The sequence below is a fragment of the Luteimonas kalidii genome, from assembly GCF_029887935.1.
In the GTDB taxonomy this organism is placed as follows: domain Bacteria; phylum Pseudomonadota; class Gammaproteobacteria; order Xanthomonadales; family Xanthomonadaceae; genus Luteimonas; species Luteimonas kalidii.
The window spans coordinates 85,854-109,869 of the sequence record NZ_JARXRO010000014.1 but is presented as its reverse complement, the minus strand read 5'-3'; the positions used below and the strand labels follow the sequence as shown (position 1 = coordinate 109,869).

The following is a 24,016-nucleotide window of genomic DNA, read 5'->3' as shown; positions in this document are numbered from 1 at the left end:
CTCAGTTCTCCCTTTGAGTGGCGACAGCCGCGACCGCCGCCCGCTGCCGCAATTGCCCGGACGCCAGCAGGACCGCCGGCAGCGCGATCACCGCGCCGGGCCACACGCCCCAGGCCAGCGCCGCGGCCAGGCCCGCATAGAGCGCGACCCCGCCGAGCACGATCCGCCAGGTGCGCGAGACCGCCGGCACCTCGCGGTCGCGGCGCAGTTCGAAACGCACGACCGCCGCGATCACCGGTGCCACCATCAGCAGGCACAGCCCGATCCAACACGCGCGGCCCAGCCAGAACCCCGGCTCGCCCGGGACGCCGGCGTCGATCGGCAGCCCGAGCCGTTCGCCCAGCCAGGCCGCGGGCAGTTCGGCCAGCTTGTGCCAGAGGTACAGCGGCATGCCGAGTGCGCCGAGCACGGCGATCGCACGCCCGGGCCCGCGCCCCGAGGTCGAACCGGACAGCATCCGCCGCGCCAGCGGTTCGAACGCGAGCACCGCGCCCACCTGCAGCCACATCACGCCGACCAGCGCAAGCGTCGGCGGCAGCATGTTGTTGCCCGCCAGCGCGACGCCGACCATGGCCACCGGATAGCCGCTGGCCAGTGCCAGCACCAGCCACGCCGCGCCTAGCGCAAGCAGCGCCAGTCCCGTGCCGGCGCCACGGATGCGCCCGCGCGCCCAGGCGATGCCGAGCTGCTGGGGCAGCAGCCACACCACCAGCATGTTGAGCCAGGCGATCCCGGCCGGTCGCTCCGCGACCAGGCTGCCCAGGCGGATCAGATCGGACAGCGAACCTGCGCCCGCCCGCACGAGGTCGAACACCGCCGCCAGCACGACCAGCGCTGCGACCGCCGCCAGGCCGAAACGTTCATCCAGGCGCAGGCACCAGGGCAGCAGCGCCTGCACCGTGAGCAGCATCAGCAGGAACCACAGGTGCACGGTCAGCGACTGGTCGAACACGCCCAGCAGACGCCCCCCGGAGGCGAGCCCCAGCAGCGCCAGCGCCACCAGTACCGCGACATAGGTGACCGTGGGGCGCGCCAGCGCCAGCGCACGCGTGGCCCACCAGGGCGCGATTCCGCCCGCCTCCACGCGGCGCGCCACGCCAGCGGCGCTGACCGCAGCGGAGACGAACACGAACAGCGGGACCACCTGCACCAGCCAGGTGAGCAATGCCGCGCCCTCCCAGGCGGCGAGCAGGTGGTCGGTGTCGACCAGGCGGCCGTCGCGCAGGCGCGGCAGGGTCGCGATCCAGTGGCCGAACACGACCACCAGCAGCGCGCAGGCACGCAGCGCGTCTGGATAGGGATCGCGCTGCGGACTCGACATCAACGCACTCACCGGGGGACACGCCGCATGGTAGCCGCCGGCGGCTGGGGATCCTGCTGCGGGTCCGGATCCAGACGGCGCGCGGCCGCGTCGGCCGGCGGTGCGTTCAAAGCGTGCGGGTCACGGCGGCCCCGCGCCGGGACAGGAACGCGGCGGCGCGGGTGTTCTGCTCGGCCGACAGCGCGTGCAGCACCAGCGTCGTGCGGCCCTCGTCGATCGCGCTGCGGGTCGCCTGGATGTAGCGGTCGTGGTCGGGCCGCAGCGAGACCAGGCCTCCGAGCAGCAGTCCCGCGATCGCGCCGAACCCGGTCCCGGCGAGCCCGGCGACCCAGGGCGACTGCACGACGAAGGGGATGCCTGCCCAGTACAGCGCGAGGAACGCCAGCAGGCCAACGACCGCGCCGGCGATCCCGAGACGCACATGGGCGACGACGATCGTGTGCCAGATGCCCCCGCCTTCGGGTTCGAGCTGGATGTCGACGTCGGCGCTGTCGGGGGTGACGAGTTTCACCTGCGCCGGCTGCAGGCCGAGCTCCGCGACCAGCGCCGTGGCCGCATCGCGCGCGGCATCGCGGCTGCCGAACACGGCCGCGAGCTTGCTGTTGGACACTTCGCCGGTCACCGGAAGATCGGACATGGCGGCGTCTCCACGTGCGGGGCCACGAGGATCGCAGCCGCGTCGTGGCGCCCGCGTCAATGCGCGCACCGGAGCCGCCGGCAGGCGGACGGCTCCGATGCACGCGCCGTCAGCGGACCGCGTCCCCGTACGCCCCGGGCAGCGCGGTGCCCTCGTTCCAGCCGGTGGCCGCGCGCGCTTCGTCCGCCACCTCGCGCGCCGGCAGGGCCGCCGGCGCGCTGGCCAGATCGAAGCGGCGCAGTTCCGGGCTGCGGAACAGGCCCTGGCCGTCGATCGCGAGCGAGACGCCTTCCGACTCCAGTCCGGTCGCGCGCGCAAACGCCTGCACGCTCGTGAACTCGGCCTTGCAGTCCTTGCCCCGCGCCGGGCTCCAGACCACCAGCGGTCCGGTGTCGCCGGCCGCGCGCGCGTAGACGTTGCCGTCCACCTGCGTGGTCATGGGCTGCTTCAGCGTGCCGCACATGGCGGCGGGCTGCTCGAAGCGCAGCAGGGCACCGTCGAAGCCCGCGCGCGCGGCCAGCAGGTTGCCCTCGACCACATGGCCGTGGCGCTCGTCGACATCGGGACCGGTACGCGGGTGCCAGCCGAAGTGGTCGCCCTGTGCGCTGCGCTCGTTGCGGTCGATCAGCACCGGCGAGTCGAGGAAGGTGTTGTGATGGATGCGCGCACCGGAGCTGTTGAGGATGCGGATGCCCTGCTCGTTGTCGACGAACACGTTGCCGGCGACGACCACTCCCTTGGAGATCTCGAAGAAGAACCCGATCAACGTGTCTTCGACGTAATTGTTGGCGAACACGCCTTCGACGTTGCCCACGTCGTACCAGACGCCATTCGAATGCGGGTGCTCGATCACCAGGTTGTCGCGCACCGTCACCCGGTACGACTGGTTGAAGATCTTCACCGCGGCCGGGTAGTAGCCGGTCAGCTGCTCGATGTTGTTGCGGCGGATGATGTTGCGCTCCAGCAGCACGTCGGACGAACCGATGACGTAGATGCCCTCGGTGCCGGTGTCGCTGATGAGCGAGTTGCGGATCACCAGCCCGTCGCCACGGAAATAGCCGGCCACGCGCGAGGTGAAGCTGATGGTGACGTTCTCGAGCGTGGTACCGACCACTTCCTTGCCGTGGTCGGCCGGATCGGAGACGTCGACCGGATCGTCGGTGGGTTCCTCGTTCGGGCCGGTGGACGGCTTCTTGCCCTCGATGTCGATGGCGCGGAACGCGTACTGGGTGAAGGTCAGGCCGCGGATGGTCGGGCCCTTGCGGTCGGACGGCTTGCCGTGCACCTCGCGCGAGGGACGGTGCAGCGCGATGTCGTGGGCGGTGATCTCCACCAGCCGGTCGGCCGGATCGGTGCCGATGTAGACGTAGCCCTGCTCGTAGTCGATGTAGTAGCCGTCATCGCCCAGTTCGCCCGCCCAGCCCTGCGACAGCAGCGGCGTGCCGTCGACGAAGACCATGTCGTTGTTGAAGCGGTGCATCGGGGTGCGCATGCCCTCGCGCTCGCGCCGCCACCACGCCAGCGGCTGCGCCGGGAACAGGCTGCTCCACTTCGTGCGCCAGGTGCCGTCGCGCAGTTCCTCCCAGTCGTCCGCCACACGCGTGCCCTTGAGCACCGGGTGTTCGTCGCGGTACGGCTGCAGGGTGATGCCCTGGTTGAGCTGCAGGCCGCCGGTGCGGTAGGTGCCGCCGCGCAGGACGATCGTGTCGCCGGTCACCACGCGCGCGATCGCCGATTCGATCGTCGTCGGACTCGCCAGTTCGGTGCCGGTCACGTCGGCCTTGCCGTCGGGCGCGACGTAGTACACCACCCCCTGCTGCGGCACTTCGTACGTCTGGGGCACCGGCCCGTAGGGGCCGCCCGAGGGTTGCGCGATGGCCGGAACGGCGCTCACGGCCGCAGCGGCGAAGACGCACGTGCACAGCAGTCTGGACAGGCGACGACGATGCGCGCGGAGCGCGCAGTGGATGGACAGCATGAAGTTCCTCCCGGGTGGCGGCAGCGCGATGCCAAGCGGGCATCGGCAAGGTGTTAGCGCTACCAGAAGGTAGCACCGCGACACGGTTCTGGCGACCCGACGAAGGGCGGATGCATGGCGTCGCAACATGCTGCTGCGCAGCAATCGGAACCGCGCGCACCCCCGCGTGCGTGTCAGCGCCGTGGTGCTCCCGAACGCGCATTGTCCTGCGATGCGTCTGCGTCCTGTGGTGCGTCTGCGTCGCGCTCCCCGGTCTGCCCCCTGTCGGGCGGTGCATGCACGTGTCCGGTCGGATCCTCGAGCTGGATCGCGTTGCCCTGCTGCCAGGCGTCGGCGCCGGGCTGCACCGGTGGCGCTTCGATGCCGGCCCGGTCGCGCCGACGCTGCTGGCTGTCCACGCCCAGCCGCGCATCGCGCGCCGCGACCATGGCTGGATCCGCCTGGCCATCGGCGGTGAACCCCATCATCAGCTGCGGCACGCCGTACGGCAGGTCCTTGTCGAGGTCGGTATGCCAGGTGTGCCAGGTCTTGCCGTAGGTGCGCACCAGCTTTTCCATCAGCTCGCGTTCGGCCGCCTGCGGCAGGCCCGGGGCCACCAGCTGGCCCGATTTCACTTCATGCACGTGGCTGTGCCAGAGCGCCTTTTCCGCTTCCGGCAGGCCGGCGAACAGCGATTCACCGATGATGTACTCCACGCCCATGATCCGCGCCTCGCGTACGTTGCCGTCGTAGATCACGCACTGGATGACGTCCTCGTTGAGCACCGAGCAGTAGTGGTGCGCTTCCATCTGCGATTCTATGCGGCCGCTGTAGAAGTGGAAGCCGTCGAGGTAGGCGTTGATCGCGTCGATCGGGGGTTTGTCCTGCAGCAGCGCGGCGCCGGCATCGAGTGCGCGGGTCTCCGGGCGCTCGTCGCGCCCCGGGGTCTCGATGCCGGGTTCGGTGTCGCCGCCGCCACAGGCGGCGAGCAGCAGGGCCAGCGACGTCGTCGCCAATGATCGCATCGCGCATCTCCTTCATCCGGCTCCGACCCGGGAGCGCTGGAACGCGACGGGTCGACCGTGCAGTGGGTCGACAAGGCTAGCCATGCGTCCTTGGGCGAGCGCGTGAACGCTCAGGCGCTCGCCTTGCGTCGCGGTGTCCGCGCCTGCGCGCCCGGCTTGCGCGGCGCGGCCGCAGCCTTGGCCTGCTTGCGCGTGCGCTTCGCCGGGGTCGCGGCCGCGATGCGGATCCACGTCGGGGCGTGGTCGCTCGCCTTCTCCTGCAGCCGGACCCAGCGGTCGACGCCCGCCTCCACCAGCCGCGGCGCCAGCGTGGGGTTCAGCAGCAGATGGTCGATGCGCAGGCCGCGGTCGCGCTCGGCATGCTGGCGGAAATAGTCCCAGAACGTGTACGGCGCCGCCTCGCCGAAATGCGCGTGCAGCGCGTCGGTCCAGCCCTGCGCCAGCAGGCGCTCGTAGGCGTCGCGCACTTCGGGCTGGATCAGCGCGTCCCTGCGCCATGCCTTGGGATCGTAGACGTCGGCATCGGTGGGAATGACATTGAAATCCCCCATCAGCACCACCGGATGCGGGAGGTCGACCAGGCCTGCGGCATGGCGCGCGAGTCGCTGCATCCAGCGCAGCTTGTAATCGAACTTCGGACCCGGCTGCGGATTGCCGTTGGGCAGGTACAGGGCGCCGACCACGATGCCGTGCACGGCGGCCTCCAGGTACCGGCTCTGCGTGTCCGCGGGCTCACCCGGCAGCCCGCGCCGGCTTTCCTGGGGCACCACGCCCCGACCGAGCAGCGCGACGCCGTTCCAGCTGCGCTGTCCGTGCCACAGCGCGCCGTAACCCGCGGCCTCCAGCGCGTCGGCCGGGAAGGCCTCGTCCGTCGCCTTGAGTTCCTGCAGCGCGACCACGTCCGGCTGCTCGCGCTCCAGCCATGCGAGCAGCTGACCCAGTCGCGTCCCGATGCCGTTGACGTTGAACGTCGCCAGCGCCAGATGCTTGCGTCGACCCATGCCCTGCCCGTCTCCGTCGCCACGTCGGTGCACAGGGTGGCCCGACGCGGTTCAGCGTGGCGTGACGCGCAGCCCCGCCGCTTCGGCGCCGATGCTGCCGCATTCGGCGTCGAACGCCGACGGCGCGCCCGAGACGCCGACGCCGCCGATGCCCACGCCCTCGCGGGTGAACAGCGGCACGCCCCCCTCGGCGGTGGAGATCAGGGGCGCGGTGGGGACGTTCCAGGTGGCGGTCTCGCGCGTGGAGTGGAGATAGATCGAGGCCGAGCGCCCCTTCCAGAGCGCCACTTCGGCCGCCGCCGGCGAGGTGCGGTCGCGGGCGAAGCTCACCAGGTTGCCGCCCTGGTCGAAGACCGCCACGGCAACGGTGTGGCCCGCTTCCTGCGCATGCGCGAGGCAGCGGTCGCGGATGGCGTCGGCGGTAGCGAAATCGAGCGTGGGCGTCATCGTCTGCGCATGCACGGCGGGCGTGGCGAGTGCGGCCATGGCGATGGCCAGGCCGGCGAAGATCGGTTGCATGGAGTCTCCTGTGCGGACGCATCCGCAGAGTTGTGGGGTGGACGTTGGTGTATGCAGCGCGTCCGCTACTGCGGACGTTCCTGCTGTGCGGTCAACCGCAGGATCTGGCCGGGATCGTCGGTGACGATGTAGATCGCGCCGTCGGGGCCGACCACCGGCTCGTACGGACGCCCCTGCGTGGTCAGCACGACCTCCTCGTGCTGCACCCGCTCGCCGTCGAGCGTCAGCAGCCGCAGCTGGCGCGGCGCGAGCGCGGTGACCAGGGCCTTGCCGCGCCAGAGCGGGAACTGCGCGCCGTGGTAGAACGCGAGGCCCGAGACGCCGATCGACGGCCGCCAGAACCACGCCGGCTGTTCCACGCCGTCCGCGCGCCGGTCGGGCGTGAGCACCGTGCCGTCGTAGTTGATGCCGTGCGAGACCACCGGCCAGCCGTAGTCGCCGCCGCGGCGCACGATGTTGAACTCGTCGCCCCCGCGCGGGCCGTGCTCGGTCGCCCACAGGCGCCCGGTGCCCGGTTCGAACGCCATGCCCTGCGGGTTGCGGTGACCCAGGCTGTAGACGGTGGCCAGCGCGTCCGCCTGTCCCGCGAACGGGTTGTCGGGGGCTGCGCCGGCACCGGGCCGGAGCCGGTGGATCTTGCCGCTCGGACGCCCGGGTTCGCGCGAGAACTCCTGCACGCCGCGATCGCCGACCGAGACGTACAGATGCCCCTGCGGATCGAACGCCATGCGGCCGCCGAAATGCCAGAACGGTTCGCCGTAGTGCGCGTGATCGGCCTCGTACACCGTCTCCTGGTCGACCCACGCGTTGCCGCGCAGGCGCCCGCGCACCACCCGGGTCATCGCCAGCCGGCCGCCCTCGGGGCCGGTGGCCTCGAGCGGATGCGCGTAGCTGAGGTAGATCCAGCCGTTGCGCGCGTAGTCGGGATCGAGCGCGATGTCGAACAGGCCCGCCTGGTTCCAGCGGTGGTCGTGCACGTAGACCGGCGGCACCCCCGTCACGGGCTGCGGCTGCAGCACGCCGCGGCGCACCACCCGCAGCCGGCCGGTGCGTTCGCTGACGAGCACGGTGTCGGCATCGAGAAACGCCATCGACCAGACCGTTTCCAGGCCATCGGCGAACAGTTCCACCCGCAGCGCGTAGTCCAGGGTGTCGTGCACGCCGGGGACGGCGTCGAATTCGCGCGGGGGAGCGTCTTCTTCGGCCGCTTCTTCGTCCGTGTCCTCATCCGCCTCCGGCGCGCGGTCGCCGTCGCGTGCGGGTAGCAGGCCGGCCAGCGCGGTGATCTCCCCTGCCGACAGGGTCGCCCCGAAGGCCGGCATGCCCTGCGAGGCGATGCCGTTGCCGATCACGCGGACGATGTCGGCCCGGGTGCCGCCATAGCGATAGCTGGCCAGCGACAGCGGAGGTCCCAGCCCCGTGCCCTGGCGCTCGGGGCCATGGCAGCCGGCGCAATTGCGCTGGTAGAGCGCGGCGTTATCGGTCTGGGCCGTGGCCGGGGCGGCGAAGACCGGCAGCACGGCCAGCAGGATCGCCGCTGGAAGGGAGGTGGGCGGGTGGACGTCGGGCATGGAGACACTCCGGTCGGCGGGTGCGGCGCGGTGGCGATCGCAACGTCGCAAGCAAAGCCCGGCTGGCCGCAAGTCCGGATGGAGGCAGGCTGCGGTTTTGCTATAGATTTCGTGCAGGGCGCGGACGAGCGCCGTCGAGGGGCCCGGATCCGGGTACAGGCACGGGTGAGCGAACACATCGCCATCGGCAAGATCGGCCTGCCGGGCGACCGCGCCGCGCCTGGCGCCTCGCCGAACTTCAGCGCAGGCGAGGCGCTCGTCCAGCCGTCGCTCAACCGGATCTCGCTCCACGGCCACGTCCACCAGGTCGAGCCCAAGGTGATGCAGGTGCTGGTGCTGATGGCGACGCGGCCGGGCACGGTGATCGCGCGCGAGGCCTTCCTCGACACGGTCTGGGCCGGCACCGTGGGCGACGACTATCTGCTCAACCGTGCCGTCTCCGAGCTGCGCAAGGTGTTCGGGGACGACCCGCAGTCGCCGCGCTACATCGAAACCATACGCAAGGGCGGCTACCGGCTGATCGCCCCGATCGCACCGGCGCGGGTCGCGGCCGCGATTGCGTCCCCTTCCCCGCAGCACGGTGCCGGCGTGACGGAGGCGGCGCACGCCGTGCCCGCTGCAGACGCGGCGGCACCCGGTGACCGTCCGACGGACGCGGGCACGCCACGCCTGCCGGGCGCCGGCCGTTCGCCGCTGCGACTGGCCGGCGGAGTGGCGGCGCTGGTGCTGGCGGCGATCGCAGCCGTCGCGGCGTGGAGCCTGCGCGCCCCGCCGGCGCCGACCGCTGGCGCCGTTCCCCCGTCCCCAGCGAACCTGGAGATCCACCCGCTGACCAGCCTCGTCGGCCGCGAACTCGAGCCCGCGCTCTCGCCCGACGGCAGCCGCGTCGCCTTCATCTGGGATGCGGGCGGGACCTTCGACGTGTACGTCAAGGCGATCGGCAGCGAAGCGCTGATCAACCTGAGCGACAGTCCGCTCGACGAACGCCATCCGACCTGGATGCCCGACGGCCGGTCGCTGCTGTTCGCGCGCAGCGATGCCGAGGGCGTCGCCATCCTGCGCGTGTCCGCATCCGGCGGCGGCGTCACCCTCGCGCTGCGCGACCCGGCCATGCGCGACCTGCGTGGCATGAGCGTGTCGCCGGATGGCAGCCGCATCGCGTATGCGGCGCGCGCCGCCGCGGGCGATCCCTACCGCCTGCACCTGGCCGGGCTGGATGGCACCCGGCGCGAAGTGTTGTCGCGGCCTGCGGCAGGCTCACTGGGCGACATCGACCCGCGCTTCTCCCCCGACGGCCGCTCGATCGTGTTCGCGCGCGGGCTCAACGAGGTCACGAAGGACCTGTACCGGGTGCCGGTGGACGGGGGCGCGCCGACCCGGATGACCTTCGACAACCGCAAGATCAATGGCCTGGCATGGTCGGCGACCGGAGACCGGATCCTGTTCACGTCGACGCGTTCGGGGCTGTACGCGCTGTGGTCGCTGGACCCGGACGGCGGCACTCCGGTGCAGGTGCCGCTGGGCAACGAGGACGTGCACCAGCCCGCGACGGCGCCGGGCGTGGAGGCGATCATGTTCGAGCAGTGGCGGCACCGCTCGCACCTGCGCCAGGTCGACGTGGCGAGCGGGCGCGACGTCGCGGAGGGCGGCCTGCTGCAGTCCACCCGCTGGGATTCCAATCCGGCGTGGTCGCCCGACGGCCAGCGCATCGCGTTCGCCTCCAATCGCGGCGGTCCGCACGGCATCTGGGTGAGCCGGCGTGATGGCAGCGGCGCGGTGGAGGTCGCGGCCTTCGAGGGGACCTTCGTCGACAACCCCGCCTGGTCGCCGGACGGGCGCCGCATCGCCTTCGATGCGAGCCCCGAGGGGCGGACGGCGATCTTCGTGGTCGGCGCGGAAGGCGGCACCGCGCGCCCGCTGGTCACCGGCCCGGGCGATCACCGCAATCCGGCCTGGTCGCGCGATGGCGCCTGGCTCTATTTCGAGTCCAACCGGGACGGCGGCTGGCGCGCGTATGCGCAAGCGGTCGATGGCGGCGCTGCGGTCGCGGTGTCCCCCGGGCCGGCGGTGCATCCGCGCGAGTCGCGTGATGGGCGCTTGCTGCTGTATGCCAAGCCGGATGCCCCCGGCCTGTGGCAGGTGGCGCGCGCGGACTGGTCCGTGGCCGCACCGTCGACGACCGAGACGCTGCTGGTCGAAGCCGTGCAGGCGCGTGACGGCGGCAACTGGGCCCCGTCCGACGCGGGCATCTACCACGTCCGCCGTCCGCCCGATGGCGCGCCCGCCCTGGCCCTGTTCGACGTGCAGGCCGGCACGAGCACCGACCTGCTCACGCTGTCGCCGGATTTCGAGGGCTGGGGCCTGGACCTGTCGCCGGACCAGACGCGGCTGCTGTTCTCGGAAATGACCCTGCGCGAAAGCGACCTGCGCCTGGCGCAGCCGCGGCGCTGAGCCGCTACGGCGCCGGCGCGAGCCGGTGCGACGGCTGCTGGCAGACCACGAGGGTGTCGGCCTCTCCGGCCGTACCGGTCGCCGCCACGCGCATGCCCACCGACAGCGCCTCCACGTCCACTGGCGCGGCGGCGCACAGGTTCCAGCGCGCCGGCAGCTGGACCTGCACCTGTCCCTGCGTACCGGCGTCCACGACCACCACCGCATTGCCGTCGTAGGTCCAGGGCTGGGTGTCGATCGAGACGATCGTGCCTTCGATCGAGCGCTCGCCATCGGCGTTGGCCTGCGGTTCGGACATGGTGGTGCAGGCGGTGGCGCCCAGCAGCAGGCAAAAGGCGGACAGCACGCGCAGGTTGGCTTGGAACATGTGGTCCCTCATCGGCAGGATCGCGGGGGCCGCCACTGTGGCACAGGCGCGTGGCGCCGCGGTGATGCCCGGCGTGCGCACGCATGCCGACGTGCGCCACGCTCAGCGCGTGGGCCCAGTGCCCGGTTCGGGGTCTCCGACCGGATCGGCTCCGCCACCGACGCGCAGCTCGCCCAAGGGCGGGATCACCAGCGTGGTGTATTCCTCGTAATGCGCGTCCGGCAGGTCGCGCAGCGCGACACGGTCGACGCGCGCGGATTCGATCGGCAGCCGTGCCGCCTCGTACAGGATCACCTCGTGGTCCGGCGGATACCAGCGCTGCAGCCGGTCCACCAGCGCCTGCAGTCCCTCGCGCTCGGCATGGAACCGGGTGCAGCTCAGGTCGCCCGACAGCGCCACCTGCCACAGCAGGAGCAGGCCGGCGGTGTCGGGCACGCGGTCGTAGTGCAGGAAATGGGTCGCTTCCATCGAATGCACGCCGCGGCGCCCTGGATCGATGCCCAGATCGGCGTACAGGCAGGCCTCGGCGGAGATGCCCGGCTCCATGCGCGCCGGAATGCCCGCCTCCCGCGCCTTCCGGACCACGGCGTGCGGCACGTCGGCGAACACCCCCGGATGGCCGTAGAACACCGTGCACACGCGCTTGCCGGCCAGCACCTCGGCCATGATCGCGGCATCGATCTCGCGGTAGGTCTGGCGCCGGTCCTTGCCGTCGGCGTAATACACGCCGAGGTTGATCGTATCGGGGCGGAAGCCCTGGATCATCGCCAGGGCGAACGGGTCCGTCAGGCAGAACACCACCTGCGCCTCGCGGATCTCCGACAGGCAGCGTTCGCTGACGTGGCGGCCGAACTCGATGCCGCTGCCCACCACCACCAGTCCGCCGCCCTCGCGCGCATCGGGCGGCGCGTCGCTGGTGCAGACCGTGCGGTCGCGGCCCTCGTACTTGGCGCGGTACAGCGCCTGGTCGGCGTCGTGCACCAGCTGCTCGAGCGTGGTCGCGTGGCCGTTGGCCTGGCAGATGCCGGCGCTGATGCTGAAGTGCACGGTATGACCGAACACGGTCACCGGTTCGATCCGTCCACGCAGGCGCCGCAGCAGGTCCTGGGCCTGGTCGCGGTCGCCATCGAGCAGGATGGTGAACTCGTCGCCGCCGCTGCGCCCGGCGATACCCTGCGCGCCGACTTCCTCGGTGATCCAGGTGCCCAGCGAGCGCAGGGCCTCGTCGCCAGCGGCGTGTCCGTGGCGGTCGTTGACCTCCTTGAAACGGTCGATGTCGGCGACGATCGCGGTGAACGGCCGGCCTTCGCGCCGCGCCCGATCGAACGCCTCCTCGCCGTCCTTGCGCACCTGCTGGTAGTTGAGCAGACGGGTCAGGCTGTCGTGCTCGGACTGCCAGCGGTAGCGGCGCCGCTCGCGGAACGAGCGGCGCAGGAGGATCGTCAGCAGCAGCGCGGTCGCGAGCAACGCCACCAGGCCCGCGGCCAGCAGCCACTGCCAGCGCCGGGTCGCGGTGACCTGCAGCGCGGCCAGTTCCTTCTCCGCCTCGAGCAGCGCGATCTGCTGCTCCTTCATCCGGGTGTCGAATTCGACCTGCAGGTAGGCCAGCTGGCGTTCGCGCGCCATGCGCTCAGCCGCCTCCGACGCCGAGCCCGCGGACTTGAGGTGCTGCAGCGCCAGCGGCAGGTCGCCGCGGCGCTCGGCCAGCCGCGCGAACAGGTGCTCGGTCTCCGCGATGGCCAGGTCCGACCCCTGCTCGCGGTAGTAGCGCAGGGTGTCGGTCAGCAGGTCGTGCGCGTGGTCGAGTTCGCGGTTGGTGGCGATCAGGCTGTCGGCGACGACCAGTCGCGCGCTCCAGGCCCCGGCGTCGAAGCCGGCGGCCTCGAAGTCGGCCAGGGCCTCGCGCGCCCAGGTCAGCGCTTCGGCCGGCCGCCCCTGACCGGCCAGCATCTTGCCCACGCCATACTTGCCGTTCGCAGTGAAGATGCGGTCGCCGGCCTTGCTGCAGGCCTCGATCTGGCGGTGACGCCAGCGCTCGGCTTCGGTGAAGTGGCGGGCGTGGTCCTCGGCCAGGGCCACGTCGCCCATCGCATGGCAGATCGCGCGGGGGTCGTCGCCACCCTCGACCAGGCTCAGGCCGCGCAGCGCGAGTTCGCGCGCCTTGCCGGTCTCGCCGACCAGCGTGTGCAGGTAACTGGCCACGCCGAGCAGGCGGGCCGATTCGCCCGGCGCCTCGGGCAGGAAGGCCAGCGCCTCGCTGAGCCAGCGGAACGCCAGCGACCAGTCCTCGACGTTCGCCGCGATGCTGATGGCCGTGGTGTAGGCGCGGACGCGCAGCGGCGCGGGCATCGGCTCGCGCAGCAGCGTCTCGAATCCCTCGATCGCGTCGCGCGGCGCGCCCGCTATGCCGAGATTGCGCAGGCGCACGAACTCCACGCGCTGTCGCTGTTCCGCGGACATCTCGACCGGCTGTGCTGCGAGCGCCTCGATCCTGGCGGCCGATTCACGCCAGTGCTGATTGATGGACAGCCGCTCGATCTCGACGACCTGCGGCTCGAGAGAGGGATTGGCGTGCGCGGGCCCGGCCGCCGCCATCCAGCAGACGAACAGCGCCACGCATGGCCGGACCACTCCCTGGCGCGCGCCCATGTCGCGGGGTCTAGTCTTCGTACGCCTTGACGATGTGGTTGGTGGCGAACTTGCCGTCGGTCAGGCCGGTCAGGCGCTTGATCGCGGTGTAGTCCTTCTCGGACATCGCCTTGTGCTCGGACTCCGACAGGCCGGCGCGCTGCATCACTCCGTCCGGATCCTTGTCGTACTCCGCGGCAAGTGCCGCGTCGCTGCCAAGCTTGCGCATCAGTTCAAGCAGTTTCGACATGGGTGTCTCCCCCTGAATCGACCAGGCATCGCCACCGTACGCGCGCCTCGCGACGCTCCGCCGGGACCCGAATGCAGCTGCCCCGACGCATGCGTCTTTCCCCGGGGCCTGTAACAGCGCGACATTAGCATAGGAATCCGACCGCGGTGACGACTCCGGGGGATGCCGGATATCCCCGTGCCGCCGGCCTGCCGTTGGCCGGCCACGTCCGCTTTTGCCGTGTCGCGGCACTGGCCGTGCGAAGCCCGGCGGCCGGTCGCCTCCATGCTCGATCGCGTCCGCCACCGCATTCGGCGGCACCGCGCCGCGGCACTGGTGCGCTGCATCGAGGCGAAGTCCGCGGCATTCCAATCCGGCCGCACGTGATTCGAAATCGGATATCCGGCGCACACCGAAACCACACGGCCTCCCCCACCGTGCGATCGAGCGAGGGAAGCTGTTTTCCCGACCGTTCGAACACGGAGGCGCATCGACCCCCCACGGGCCACGTGCGTCGAGGACACGACCTGTACGCGGCTCCGCGCGATCGGGCGAGTCGACGCGGTTGCGGCTTTTGGCCAGACTGCGGCCGACCCGAAGCCACCCGCCCGCGCGCCGCCGCACCACGCGCGGCGCGCCCCGAACGAGGATCGACCACCGCCATGATCGCCCTGACCTCCCTGCGCAACGCCGCCTGCGTGCTGTTGCTCTCGACCACTGCGCCGCTCGCCTTCGCCGGCACCGTCACCGGCCGGGTCGATGCCGGCCAGCCGGGCCCGGTCATCGCGCCGGAACTCTACGGCCAGTTCATGGAGCAGCTGGGCACCGGTATCGACGGCGGGATCTGGGTGGGCCCCGACTCGGACATCCCCAACACCCGCGGCTACCGCAACGACGTGCTCGCGGCGCTGAAGGAGCTCAAGGTGCCGGTGCTGCGCTGGCCCGGCGGCTGCTACGCCGACATCTACGACTGGCGCACCGGCATCGGCCCGCGCGCGGACCGCCCGGTGACGCTCAACCGCTGGTGGGGCAACAAGGAGGAGCACAACGCCTTCGGCACCCACGAGTTCTTCGAGTTCGCCGAACTGGTCGGCGCCAGGACCTTCCTCAACGTCAACGTCGGCACCGGCACCCCGCGCGAGGCCGCGCAGTGGGTCGAGTACATCACCTCGCCCACCGATTCGACCCTGGCGCAGGAGCGGCGGCGCAATGGCCGGGAGGAGCCGTGGAAGATCGACTTCCTCGGCATCGGCAACGAGCCCAACGGCTGCGGCGGGCGGATGCGCGCGGAGACCTTCGCCGACCTGTTCCGCCAGTACTCCGGCTTCCTCGCCCCGCACGGCGGCACCACGATGATCGCCTCCGGCCCCGACGCGACCGATCCGGCGTGGACCCGCACCACGATGGAGATCGCGGGCGAGTACCTCGACGCGTTCTCGATGCACTACTACACCCTGCCCACCGGCGACTGGACCACCAAGGGTCCGGCGACCGGCTTCGACGAGCCGCAGTGGCGGGCGACGTTCGAACGCACCTACATGATCGAGCCGATGATCCAGGAGCAGACCGCGATCATGGACGAGTTCGATCCCGAGGCCGAGAAGGCGCTGGTGATCGGCGAGTGGGGCACCTGGTACGACCCGACGCCCGGCTCGCCCGGCGGCTGGCTGCAGCAGCAGAACAGCATCCGCGACGGGCTGGTGGCGGCGGTCAACCTCAACATCTTCCACCGCAACGCGAAGCGCCTGCGCGCGGCGGGCATCGCGCAGATGGTCAACGTGCTGCAGGCGATGCTGCTCACCGACGGCGCGAAGATGGTGCGCACGCCCACCTACCACGCCTTCCGCATGTACCGGCCGTTCCAGGGCGCGACGTCGCTGCCGCTGACGCTGCGCTCGCCGGACTACGGCAGCCTGAAGGCGGTGGACGGCACCGCCGCGCGCGGCAGCGACGGCAAGCTGTACGTGGCGCTGGTCAACCTCGATCCGGGCAACGCGATGGACGTGTCGCTCGCGCTCGACGGCGCGCAGGCCACACGCGTGTCCGGCGAACTGCTGACCGCCGACGCGCTCGACGCGCACAACACCTTCGACGCTCCGGACACCGTCCGCCCGGTGGCGTTCGACGGCGCACGCCTTGCGGGCGGCACCCTGTCGGCAAGCCTGCCCGCGAAGTCGCTGGTGGTGCTGACGCTCGAATGAGCGCCAGCGCTTGCCCGACCCGGGCTGGAGCACGCGTTCCGGGTCGCCCGGTGCCATGGTCAGTCACCTGCAACACCGGCGCCCCGTAGCCCGGATAAGGCCAAAGGCCGCATCCGGGTCCACGCGACCCCTCCCACAGCCAACGCTACCGTCCGCCAGCCGCATCAGGCGTAGCCCGGATAAGGCCGAAGGCCGCATCCGGGGCCGCGCGACGCACCCCAGAGCCGACACTCCCGTCCACCGGCCGCATCAGGCGAACGGCCGCCCCGGGGTTCCGGGCGACCTCGCCCCTCACCCGCCCGCGAACGCCGGCGCCAGCAGGCGCAGCGTGCCGGCGTCGGCGTCGAGTTCCACCTCGCCGCCGACCGGCAGGATGAACTGCTCGCGGATGTGGCCGATCATCGCTCCGGTATAGGCCGGGATGCCGAGCGGCAAGATGAAGTCGTCGAGGATCTGCGACAGCGTCAGCGACCCGTAGCCATCGCCCGGGTCGCACTCGGTGCACTCGCCGAACACGAAGCCCGCGATGCGGTCGAGCACGCCCATCAGGCTGAGCGTGGTGAGCATACGGTCGACCCGGTACGGCGCCTCCGACACGTCCTCGAGGAACAGGATGGCGCCGTCGAAATCCGGCAGGTAGGGCGAGCCGGCAAGCGCGGTGAGCACCGTGAGGTTGCCGCCCAGCAGGCGGCCCCGCGCCTTGCCTGGCGTGAGCGTGCGGGTGCGGTTGCGTCGCGGCACGAGTTCGTCGCCGGCCTCGATGCGGTTTTCGTAGCGCAGCAGTTCGCGCTCGAAGAACACGCGCCGGAACTGGTCTGCGTTGAACCGGTTCCAGCTGCCGGTGCCGATCGGACCGTGGAAGGTCACCAGCCCGGTGCGTGCCTGGATCGCGCAGTGCAGCGCAGTGACGTCGGAGTAGCCGAGCAGCACCTTGGGATTCGCACGGATCGCGTCGTAGTCCAGCAGCGGCAGCAGGCGCGCCGCGCCAGACCCGCCGCGGGTGCAGACGATCGCGTCGACCTGCGGGTCGGCGAATGCGGCATTGAGGTCGCCCGCGCGTTCGGCATCGGTGCCCGCGAGGTGGCCGCGCCGCGCCGCGTAGTGGGCGCCCGTGGTCACGCGCAGCCCCAGCGCTTCCATCACCTCGCGCGCAAGCTGGAGGTCGAACGGGTCGGAGACCGCCGAGGACGGGCTGACCAGGGCGACCGTGCCGCCGGGCGACAGCGGCCTGGGCAGGCGTTGCGCCATCCCGGCACCGGAGCGCGCAGCCGATCCGACGCCGGGAGCGAGCGCCGCGCTGGCGGCCATCGCGGCGGTACCGAGGAAGTGTCGCCTGCGCATGCCCTGCCCCCATTCCAGACCAGGCGCGAGGGTAGCAACGGGCGGCGTAGGCAACAACGCGGACTGCACGCGGCGCGGGTCGTGCCGCTGCGCGCGTGGCTGCCCGGCGCAGCCGGAACGGCGGCCACGCGCCTGCGTCGCCCAACTCCTCGCCGCACCTGCCGCTCGCGCGGCGACGTCCGTGCCAGTGCTTCGGCCAGACGCGCATGATCCGCCGGTTCAGGAGGGCCCGTCGCCGTCGTCCGCGGTCATCGTGCGGTTGCGCCCACCCCGCTTGGCGCGATACATCGCCGCGTCCGCACGCGCCAGCCACTCCGCCGCCGATTCGCCACCCTGGTGGCTGGCCGCGCCGATCGAGATGGTGACCGTGCGCCCCCTGCACTGCACGTCCGTCTCGACGGCCGATCGCAGCTTTTCCGCGATCGCCCACAGTGCGGCACCACTGGCCCCGGGGAGCAGCAGGGTGAACTCCTCGCCGCCGAGGCGGAAGAAGCGGTCGTTGGCACGGGTGCTGCCGCGCACGACGGTTGCCAGCTGCACCAGCACGTCGTCGCCCGCCTCGTGGCCGAAGTCGTCGTTGATCGCCTTGAAGTGGTCGATGTCGAAGATCAGCATCCCCAGCGGCGTCGCCTGCCGCTGGCTGGTGACGATCGCGGCATGCAGCTCGAGCTCGAGCCCGCGCCGGTTGCCGGCTCCGGTGAGGGGATCGCGCAGTGCGATCGCCTCCAGCTGCGAGCGCTGCAGTTCCGCACGCGAGGCGAACACGAAGGAGAACAGGCTGACCACGATCGCGGTGACCATGAACAGGATTTTCTCCACCGGCGTGGCGAGGGCGGCATCGCTGGCCATGACCGCCGCCGCGGCCGCGGCCGAGATCAGCAGTGCCGGCCAGCGCCGCACGAGCAGGAAGTTCGCGACCAGCACCGGATACACCCAGAGCAGGCCGGGCAATCCAGCCAGGTGCGCCACCGCGACGCATCCCAGCGAGTAGGTCGCGGCGAGGAAGGAGGCCACCCCCGCGGTGCGCCCGGTGCGCCACGCGTACAGCACGGCACCGACGATGCTGGCGACGATGACGAGATCGATCAGGGCGATCAACCACTCACCGGTGAGATGGCGGTAGATGCCGAACGGGGCGATGCCGAGCACGGTGATCGCGCCGAACATCACCACGATGCCCAGGTGGAAATCCACCCTCAGCCTGTGCTTCCACATCGCGCCTCCCTTGGCCGCGCCGGGGCGACCGCGCCCGGGGCCGCCAGCCGTCACCGGTCAGGCATCCTCGCCCTGACCGATGCCCGGACAGGTCCTCGCGCCCCAGCCTACGCACAGCGGCGACCCGTGCGTGTGAACGCACCCCGATGCCGGGTGCACACCCACGAGACCGGCTCCTGCGCAATACAGGCGCGCTTCGAGGGCGCGCGCACCCGTCTACATGCCGCGCGAGGCCGCCCGCCGCACCTGCGGCGTCATCGCCACGTTGAGGTGCTCGCTCATCAGCTGCAGCTCGCCGTCCTGGATCATCGCCGTCAGTCGCATCCCGCGCTCGAGCAGGGCGGTGGCTGCCTCGATGCGGTCCGGGGCCAGGTCGATCACGGTGAGGTTGTCCAGCCGCGACAGCGACGATGCGACCTTGTTCCACCAGATGTCCGCGGCATTGCCGCCGTAGTTCACGACCACGACGTGGCGCGCACGCGCGCACGCCTTGCGGATGCAGGTGTCGTCGGGTTGACCGAGGTCGATCCAGCGTTCGATCTCGCCGCCGTAGTCCCGTTGCCACAGGTCGGCATCCTCGACGGTACTCAGTCCGCGGCCGAACTCGAGCCGCTCGTCCGCGAACAGCGCGAAGGCGATCAACCGCACCATCAGCCGCTCCGGCGTTTCGGACGGATGCTGCGCCAGCGTGAGGTTGTGGCTGGCGTAGTAGTGCCGGTCCATGTCGCTGACCTGCAGTTCGAGCCGGTAGATCGTCGCGTTGGGCGCCATGGAGATGCCAGGATCCGGGAACTCCATTGTATGCGTCGTGCGACCCACGCCGTACGTGTCGCCGGCTTTGCGCGACAGGGTCGCGAACGTGGCCGCCGCAGTCGCTTGGCGTTTCGCAGGGCGAACACGGCCCGCCAGTGGAGTGATGCGCTGATGCCGGGTGACGGCGATCCTCTCGCGCTGTCTGCGATGCGCGAAGGCGTACTGAACCCTGAACGCACGCCGGACCTGCACATGTTCAGGCCGGCGGACGATCCGACGCACGGGATCGTCCAGGCCCAAGCGAGCGGCGCTGCGAGAACAGTTCCGTTGCAATCGGTGAAGGGGCCGTCGTGACGGACGCGCTGGACGAGGATCGAGCGACGGCGTTCGCGTGTCGCGCCGGATGAATGCCGATTGCACGCGCACGCCACGCGCGCCGCACCCATCACGGCGCGATCATTGCGCGCCTGCGAGCATTCGCCGCCATGATGGCACCCGAAGGCAACGCTCCGGCGCGGGGCTGGTTCGAGACCCGTCCGCAACTGACGCCGATCCGTCGCGAGGACGAGTGGGACATGACCCTCGCGGACGGCCCGGTGGTGGCGACCGCGATCCACGACGGCCATGCGATCCGCCCGTCCCTGCGTCCCCTGCTCGCGCTCGGCGACGCAGATCGCCTGCGCGAGGAGGATCCACTGACCGGCCTGCTCACCGACGTGGGCGACGTGCGTCTCCGTGTACCGGTCTCGCGCTTCGAAGTCGACCTGAATCGCCCGCGGGACGGCGCGGTGTACGCGCGCCCGGAAGATTGCTGGGGACTCCAGGTGTGGTCCTCGCCCCTGCCCGAGCGCGAGATCGCACGTTCGCTGCAGCGCTGGGACAGGTTCTACGCCATGGTCACCGAGCTGCTGGACACCCTGCTCGAGCGCTGGGACGCGATCCTGCTGATCGACCTGCACAGCTACAACCATCGACGCGATGGCGCCGGCGGCGACGTCGCACCCCAGGCCGGCAATCCCGACATCGAACTGGGCCTCACCACGGCCGACCCGTCGCGCTGGCGCGCCGTCACCGAGCGATTCGCCCAGGCGCTGCGCGCCATGCCGATCCGGGGCCGCGCGCCGGATGTCCGCGCCAACGTGCGCTTTCCCACGGGCGGGCACTTCCCTGAATGGATCTTCGCCCGCTGGGGATCCCGGGTGTGCACGATTTCGCCCGAGTACAAGAAGATCTTCATGGACGAGTGGACCGGCACCGCGGACATCACCGCCGTGCGCGACCTCCAGCGTGGACTCAGGTCGGCGGTGGACGCAGTCCGACCCGAGTTCCGGAGGCGGACATGAACGCGCAGGTGCAGCCGGGGGACGCGTCCTTCGCACCGGCGCGGGAGCTTCCGCCGGTCGCGGCGGAGATCGACGCGGCCCTGCTCGCGATCGATGCCGAACTCGACTGGCTGATCGCACTCAATCCACTGGGGACGGACCGGTTGTGGGAGGAGTTCGAGGCCAGCGACCGGACACGCGTGGCGCCGTTGCGCTACGCCGAGCCGGTGCTCGACCTGGATGCCATGCGCCGGCGCCTGCTCACGCTTCCGGTCGACCGGATCGAATCGCCGCTGCTGGCCGGGGTACTGGCCGAGAAGCAGCGCGACCTCGGCCACACCATCGACCTGGTGCGCCTGCGGGGCACGGGGGGGTTCATCGATGCCAGCATCGGACTCTTCGGTGGCGTCGAGCCCGAGTTGCTGGCGCTCGCGAACCGCCTGCTGGACGAGGTCGAGGCCGGTGAACCGCTGGAGGCGGATACCGGCGTCGACGCCGTGGTGGCCGCGGTCGAGGACGAGGTCGACTGGTATCGGACACAGGCCCCGGACTTCGAACTCGATGTCGTCGTCAATGCCGACATCGGCTCGCTGATGATGGTGTCGCACGGCCGCCTGTACCTGGATGCGGAGCTGCGCCTGCCCCAGGCGCGGCTGCAGCCGCTGGTGCAGCACGAGGTCGGGACGCACGTGGTCACCCATTACAACGGCGCGCGCCAGCCGCTGCGCCAGCTGTCCGTGGGGCTGGCCCAGTACGACCCGCTGCAGGAGGGGCTCGGCGTGCTCGCCGAGTTCCTGTCGGGTTACCTGCCCGGCGAGCGGCTGCGGATCCTCGCCGCCCGCGTGGTCGCGGCGGACATGGCGATCCACCGCCAGGGGATTCCCGAGATCTTCGCCTGCCTGCACGACCAGCACGGCTTCGCCACCGACGAGGCGTTCGACGTGGCGGTACGTGCCCTGCGTGGCGGCGGGCTGACCAAGGACGCGGTCTACCTGCGCGGCCTGTGCGACCTGCTTGCCGACCTGCGCGCCGGTCACGCGTTCGAGCCGCTGTTCGCGGGCAAGTTCGCGCTGCGCCATCGCGCGGTCATGGCGCAACTCGTCGAAGAGGGCTGGGCCACCCCACCCCGGCTGTTGCCCCGTTACACGACCGCCGAGGGATTCACCGCCGCGCTGGCACGCTGTCGAACGCTCGACGTCGCGCACCTGTATCACGCCCACCCCACTCCCCTCCCGCTGGAACCCTCTGCATGACCGATCGACCCTTGCGTCTGGGCTTCGTCGTCAACGACATCGCCACCGAACAGGACAACTACACCACCATCCGCCTGGCACGCACCGCCCTGCGGCTGGGGCATTCGGTCGCGTTGATCGGCCTGGAAGACTTCATCTACGACCCGGCCGGAAGCGTCTGCGCGAAGGCGCACCTGCCTCGCGGCGAGTCGTACGAGGACGACGCCGCACTGCTGGCCGACCTGCACGGCGAGGACGCCCGGGTCGAGCGGATCAGCGTCGAGGAACTCGACGTGCTGATGCTGCGCAGCGACCCCGCCGAGGAAGTGGTCGACCGTCCCTGGGCGCCGAACAGCGCGCTGCTGTTCGCGCAGCTGGTGGTCAAGCGCGGCGTGATCGTGCTCAACGACCCCACCCACCTCACCGACGCCTCGAACAAGACCTACTTCCAGCATTTTCCCGAGGACGTGCGCCCGGTCACCTGCATCAGCCGCGACGCGGACGAGATCAAGGCCTTCATCTCGGCCCAGGGCGGACGCGGCGTGATCAAGCCGCTGCAGGGCTCCGGTGGCCAGGGCGTGTTCGTCGTCAACGGCGACGGCGGCGCCAACGTCAACCAGATGATCGACGCGGTGATCCGCGACGGCTACGCGATCGCGCAGGAATACCTGCCCAAGGCCGCCGAAGGCGACCTGCGGCTGCTGACGCTCAACGGCCGTCCGCTGCAGGTCGACGGCCGCTACGCGTGCTTCCGCCGCTACAACGACAGCGGCGATGCGCGCAGCAACATCAGCGCCGGCGGCAAGATCGAACTGGCCGAGCCGGACGAGGACGCCCTGCGACTGGCCGAGCTGGTGGCGCCGAAGCTGATCCACGACGGCATGTACCTGGCCGGTCTGGACATCGTCGGGGACAAACTGATGGAGGTGAACGTCGACACCCCCGGCGGAATCAACATGGCGGAGGAGCTGACCGGCGTGGACTTCAGCCGCCACATCATCGAAGACCTCGCGCGCAAGGTGCGGTTGCGCAACCAGTACCGCGGCAACCTGACCAACGTCGAGCTCTCGATGCTCTGACCCGATGCTCTGACCCCAACCTCTGACCCATCGGGTCCTGCACCCGCCCCTCACCGCCATCCGGGTAGCGTCGCCGAACGTTTCCCGGATCCAGCCCATGGCACGTGACGACCGCGCTCCCTCCGCCCGCGACGATCGCGGCCAGCACAACGCGGTACAGCTGCCGGGACTGCGGATCGACCACTACAACCTGCGCCTGCGCGACCCCGACGGCGAGGGTTTCGTGGGCGACCGCGCCAGCCAGACCGCCTTCCGCACCCTGCTGGACACCGCGCGCCGGGATCACCTCAGCGGCGAGGACCCGTTCGGCAAGACTCCCTCGTCCGAGCTCGGCAAGCAGAAGGTGGACCTGGTGCTGGTCGGCGGTGATCCCGACGCCGCGCACGCCGTCCACCTGGCCGTGGAGGAATACGCGCGACGGCTGCGCTACGTGGTGCAGGTGTTCCTGGCGCAGCCGCAGTGGACGGGCGTGGAACGGATCGTGCTCGGCGGCGGCTTCCCGGAGCACGAGACCGGCGGCCTCGCGCTGCGGCGCGCGATGCGGCTGCTGGAACTGGCCGACACCAGCGCTACTCTGCATCCGCTGCGGCACGATGCGGACGAGGGCGGACTGCTCGGGTGGGCGCCGCTGCTTCCGGACGAGGCGCGCGGCCACCAGGCATTCCTGGCGGTCGACGTGGGTGGCACCAACCTGCGCTGCGGCATCGTTGAACACGGCCTGCACAAGGACGACACCGGGGGCAAGGCGCGCGTGGTCGAAAGCCTGAAATGGCGCCACGCCGACGACGGCCCCAGCCGCGAGGACGCGGTCGTGCGCCTGGCGGCGATGCTCAATGCGCTGGCCGCGTTCGCGGCGACCCTGGGGCTGCGCCTGGCACCCTTCGTCGGCATCGCCTGCCCGGGCCAGGTCGAAGCGGACGGCTCGCTGTCCGCCGGCGCCCAGAACCTGCCCGGCGACTGGGAACGGCCCTTCCACCTGCCCGACGCCCTGTCCACCCTGCTGCATCCGGTCGACGGCAGGATTCCGCGCGTGGTGATGCACAACGACGCCGTCGTACAGGGCCTGAGCGAACTGCGGCGCATGCGCAAGGCCAGGCGCTGGGCGGTGCTGACGATCGGCACCGGCCTGGGCAACGCCAGCTACACGATGGGTTGATGCGGGCGCTC

General features: G+C 71.0%; 19 protein-coding genes. 6 read left to right on the top strand and 13 right to left on the bottom strand.

Going from position 1 to position 24,016, the window contains the following annotated elements:
• Position 1: 1 nt before the first annotated feature.
• From QFW81_RS06040 to QFW81_RS06010, 7 genes are all read right to left on the bottom strand, one after another.
• Complete coding sequence (locus tag QFW81_RS06040; RefSeq protein ID WP_280577761.1) at positions 2 to 1,321, bottom strand: acyltransferase family protein; 1,320 nt, start codon at positions 1,319 to 1,321, stop codon at positions 2 to 4.
• A 106-nt stretch (positions 1,322 to 1,427) separates the two neighbouring features.
• A complete protein-coding gene (locus tag QFW81_RS06035) occupies positions 1,428 to 1,958 on the bottom strand; it encodes a hypothetical protein (protein ID WP_280577759.1) in 531 nt (176 codons plus the stop codon).
• 109 nt (positions 1,959 to 2,067) lie between these two features.
• Positions 2,068 to 3,852 carry a right-handed parallel beta-helix repeat-containing protein gene (locus QFW81_RS06030; RefSeq protein ID WP_280577758.1) on the bottom strand — a complete coding sequence of 595 codons (1,785 nt, stop codon included), beginning with the start codon at positions 3,850 to 3,852 and terminating at the stop codon, positions 2,068 to 2,070.
• Between the two features lie 257 nt (positions 3,853 to 4,109).
• Complete coding sequence (locus QFW81_RS06025) at positions 4,110 to 4,940, bottom strand: OBAP family protein (protein ID WP_280577757.1); 831 nt, start codon at positions 4,938 to 4,940, stop codon at positions 4,110 to 4,112.
• Between the two features lie 110 nt (positions 4,941 to 5,050).
• Positions 5,051 to 5,941 carry an exodeoxyribonuclease III gene (xth, locus tag QFW81_RS06020; protein ID WP_280577756.1) on the bottom strand — a complete coding sequence of 297 codons (891 nt, stop codon included), beginning with the start codon at positions 5,939 to 5,941 and terminating at the stop codon, positions 5,051 to 5,053.
• Between the two features lie 51 nt (positions 5,942 to 5,992).
• Positions 5,993 to 6,460 carry a heme-binding protein gene (locus QFW81_RS06015; RefSeq protein WP_280577755.1) on the bottom strand — a complete coding sequence of 156 codons (468 nt, stop codon included), beginning with the start codon at positions 6,458 to 6,460 and terminating at the stop codon, positions 5,993 to 5,995.
• A 65-nt stretch (positions 6,461 to 6,525) separates the two neighbouring features.
• A complete protein-coding gene (locus QFW81_RS06010; RefSeq protein ID WP_280577753.1) occupies positions 6,526 to 8,031 on the bottom strand; it encodes a PQQ-dependent sugar dehydrogenase in 1,506 nt (501 codons plus the stop codon).
• Positions 8,032 to 8,196: 165 nt separating this feature from the next.
• Here QFW81_RS06010 and QFW81_RS06005 point away from each other — a divergent pair, with 165 nt between their 5' ends.
• A complete protein-coding gene (locus QFW81_RS06005) occupies positions 8,197 to 10,482 on the top strand; it encodes a winged helix-turn-helix domain-containing protein (protein ID WP_280577751.1) in 2,286 nt (761 codons plus the stop codon).
• Positions 10,483 to 10,486: 4 nt separating this feature from the next.
• On the opposite strand, the gene QFW81_RS06000 is transcribed toward QFW81_RS06005, so the two are convergent.
• The 3 genes from QFW81_RS06000 to QFW81_RS05990 all read right to left on the bottom strand — a co-directional run bounded on the left by QFW81_RS06000 (position 10,487) and on the right by QFW81_RS05990 (position 13,727).
• A complete protein-coding gene (locus QFW81_RS06000; protein WP_280577749.1) occupies positions 10,487 to 10,849 on the bottom strand; it encodes a hypothetical protein in 363 nt (120 codons plus the stop codon).
• 102 nt (positions 10,850 to 10,951) lie between these two features.
• On the bottom strand, positions 10,952 to 13,498 hold the full coding sequence (locus tag QFW81_RS05995) for a diguanylate cyclase (RefSeq protein ID WP_280577747.1): 2,547 nt from the start codon (positions 13,496 to 13,498) through the stop codon (positions 10,952 to 10,954).
• 10 nt (positions 13,499 to 13,508) lie between these two features.
• Entirely contained in the window at positions 13,509 to 13,727 is a 219-nt protein-coding gene (locus QFW81_RS05990) for a hypothetical protein (RefSeq protein ID WP_280577745.1), read from the bottom strand.
• Positions 13,728 to 14,368: 641 nt separating this feature from the next.
• Here QFW81_RS05990 and QFW81_RS05985 point away from each other — a divergent pair.
• Positions 14,369 to 15,907, top strand: coding sequence for an alpha-N-arabinofuranosidase (locus QFW81_RS05985; RefSeq protein ID WP_280577743.1), 1,539 nt, complete (start codon positions 14,369 to 14,371; stop codon positions 15,905 to 15,907).
• A gap of 291 nt (positions 15,908 to 16,198) precedes the next feature.
• Here QFW81_RS05985 and QFW81_RS05980 read toward each other — a convergent pair whose 3' ends face one another.
• From QFW81_RS05980 to QFW81_RS05970, 3 genes are all read right to left on the bottom strand, one after another.
• Positions 16,199 to 17,248 carry a S66 peptidase family protein gene (locus QFW81_RS05980; RefSeq protein ID WP_280577742.1) on the bottom strand — a complete coding sequence of 350 codons (1,050 nt, stop codon included), beginning with the start codon at positions 17,246 to 17,248 and terminating at the stop codon, positions 16,199 to 16,201.
• A gap of 219 nt (positions 17,249 to 17,467) precedes the next feature.
• A complete protein-coding gene (locus tag QFW81_RS05975) occupies positions 17,468 to 18,463 on the bottom strand; it encodes a GGDEF domain-containing protein (protein ID WP_280577741.1) in 996 nt (331 codons plus the stop codon).
• A 216-nt stretch (positions 18,464 to 18,679) separates the two neighbouring features.
• Positions 18,680 to 19,234: a YaeQ family protein gene (locus tag QFW81_RS05970; protein ID WP_280577740.1), complete on the bottom strand. Its 555-nt coding sequence runs from the start codon at positions 19,232 to 19,234 to the stop codon at positions 18,680 to 18,682.
• A gap of 467 nt (positions 19,235 to 19,701) precedes the next feature.
• On the opposite strand from QFW81_RS05970, the gene QFW81_RS05965 reads away from it, so the two are divergent.
• The 4 genes from QFW81_RS05965 to QFW81_RS05950 all read left to right on the top strand — a co-directional run bounded on the left by QFW81_RS05965 (position 19,702) and on the right by QFW81_RS05950 (position 24,005).
• The gene (locus QFW81_RS05965; protein WP_280577738.1) at positions 19,702 to 20,559 is read left to right on the top strand and encodes an N-formylglutamate amidohydrolase; all 858 of its coding nucleotides are present in this window, start codon (positions 19,702 to 19,704) and stop codon (positions 20,557 to 20,559) included.
• Positions 20,556 to 21,791 carry a tyrosine/phenylalanine carboxypeptidase domain-containing protein gene (locus tag QFW81_RS05960; protein ID WP_280577737.1) on the top strand — a complete coding sequence of 412 codons (1,236 nt, stop codon included), beginning with the start codon at positions 20,556 to 20,558 and terminating at the stop codon, positions 21,789 to 21,791. Before QFW81_RS05965 ends, QFW81_RS05960 begins: the two co-directional genes overlap by 4 nt.
• Positions 21,788 to 22,849, top strand: a complete 1,062-nt coding sequence (locus tag QFW81_RS05955; protein WP_280577736.1) for an ATP-grasp domain-containing protein — start codon at positions 21,788 to 21,790, stop codon at positions 22,847 to 22,849. Before QFW81_RS05960 ends, QFW81_RS05955 begins: the two co-directional genes overlap by 4 nt.
• 97 nt (positions 22,850 to 22,946) lie before the next feature.
• Positions 22,947 to 24,005 carry an ROK family protein gene (locus tag QFW81_RS05950; RefSeq protein WP_280577735.1) on the top strand — a complete coding sequence of 353 codons (1,059 nt, stop codon included), beginning with the start codon at positions 22,947 to 22,949 and terminating at the stop codon, positions 24,003 to 24,005.
• Positions 24,006 to 24,016 lie beyond the last annotated feature (11 nt).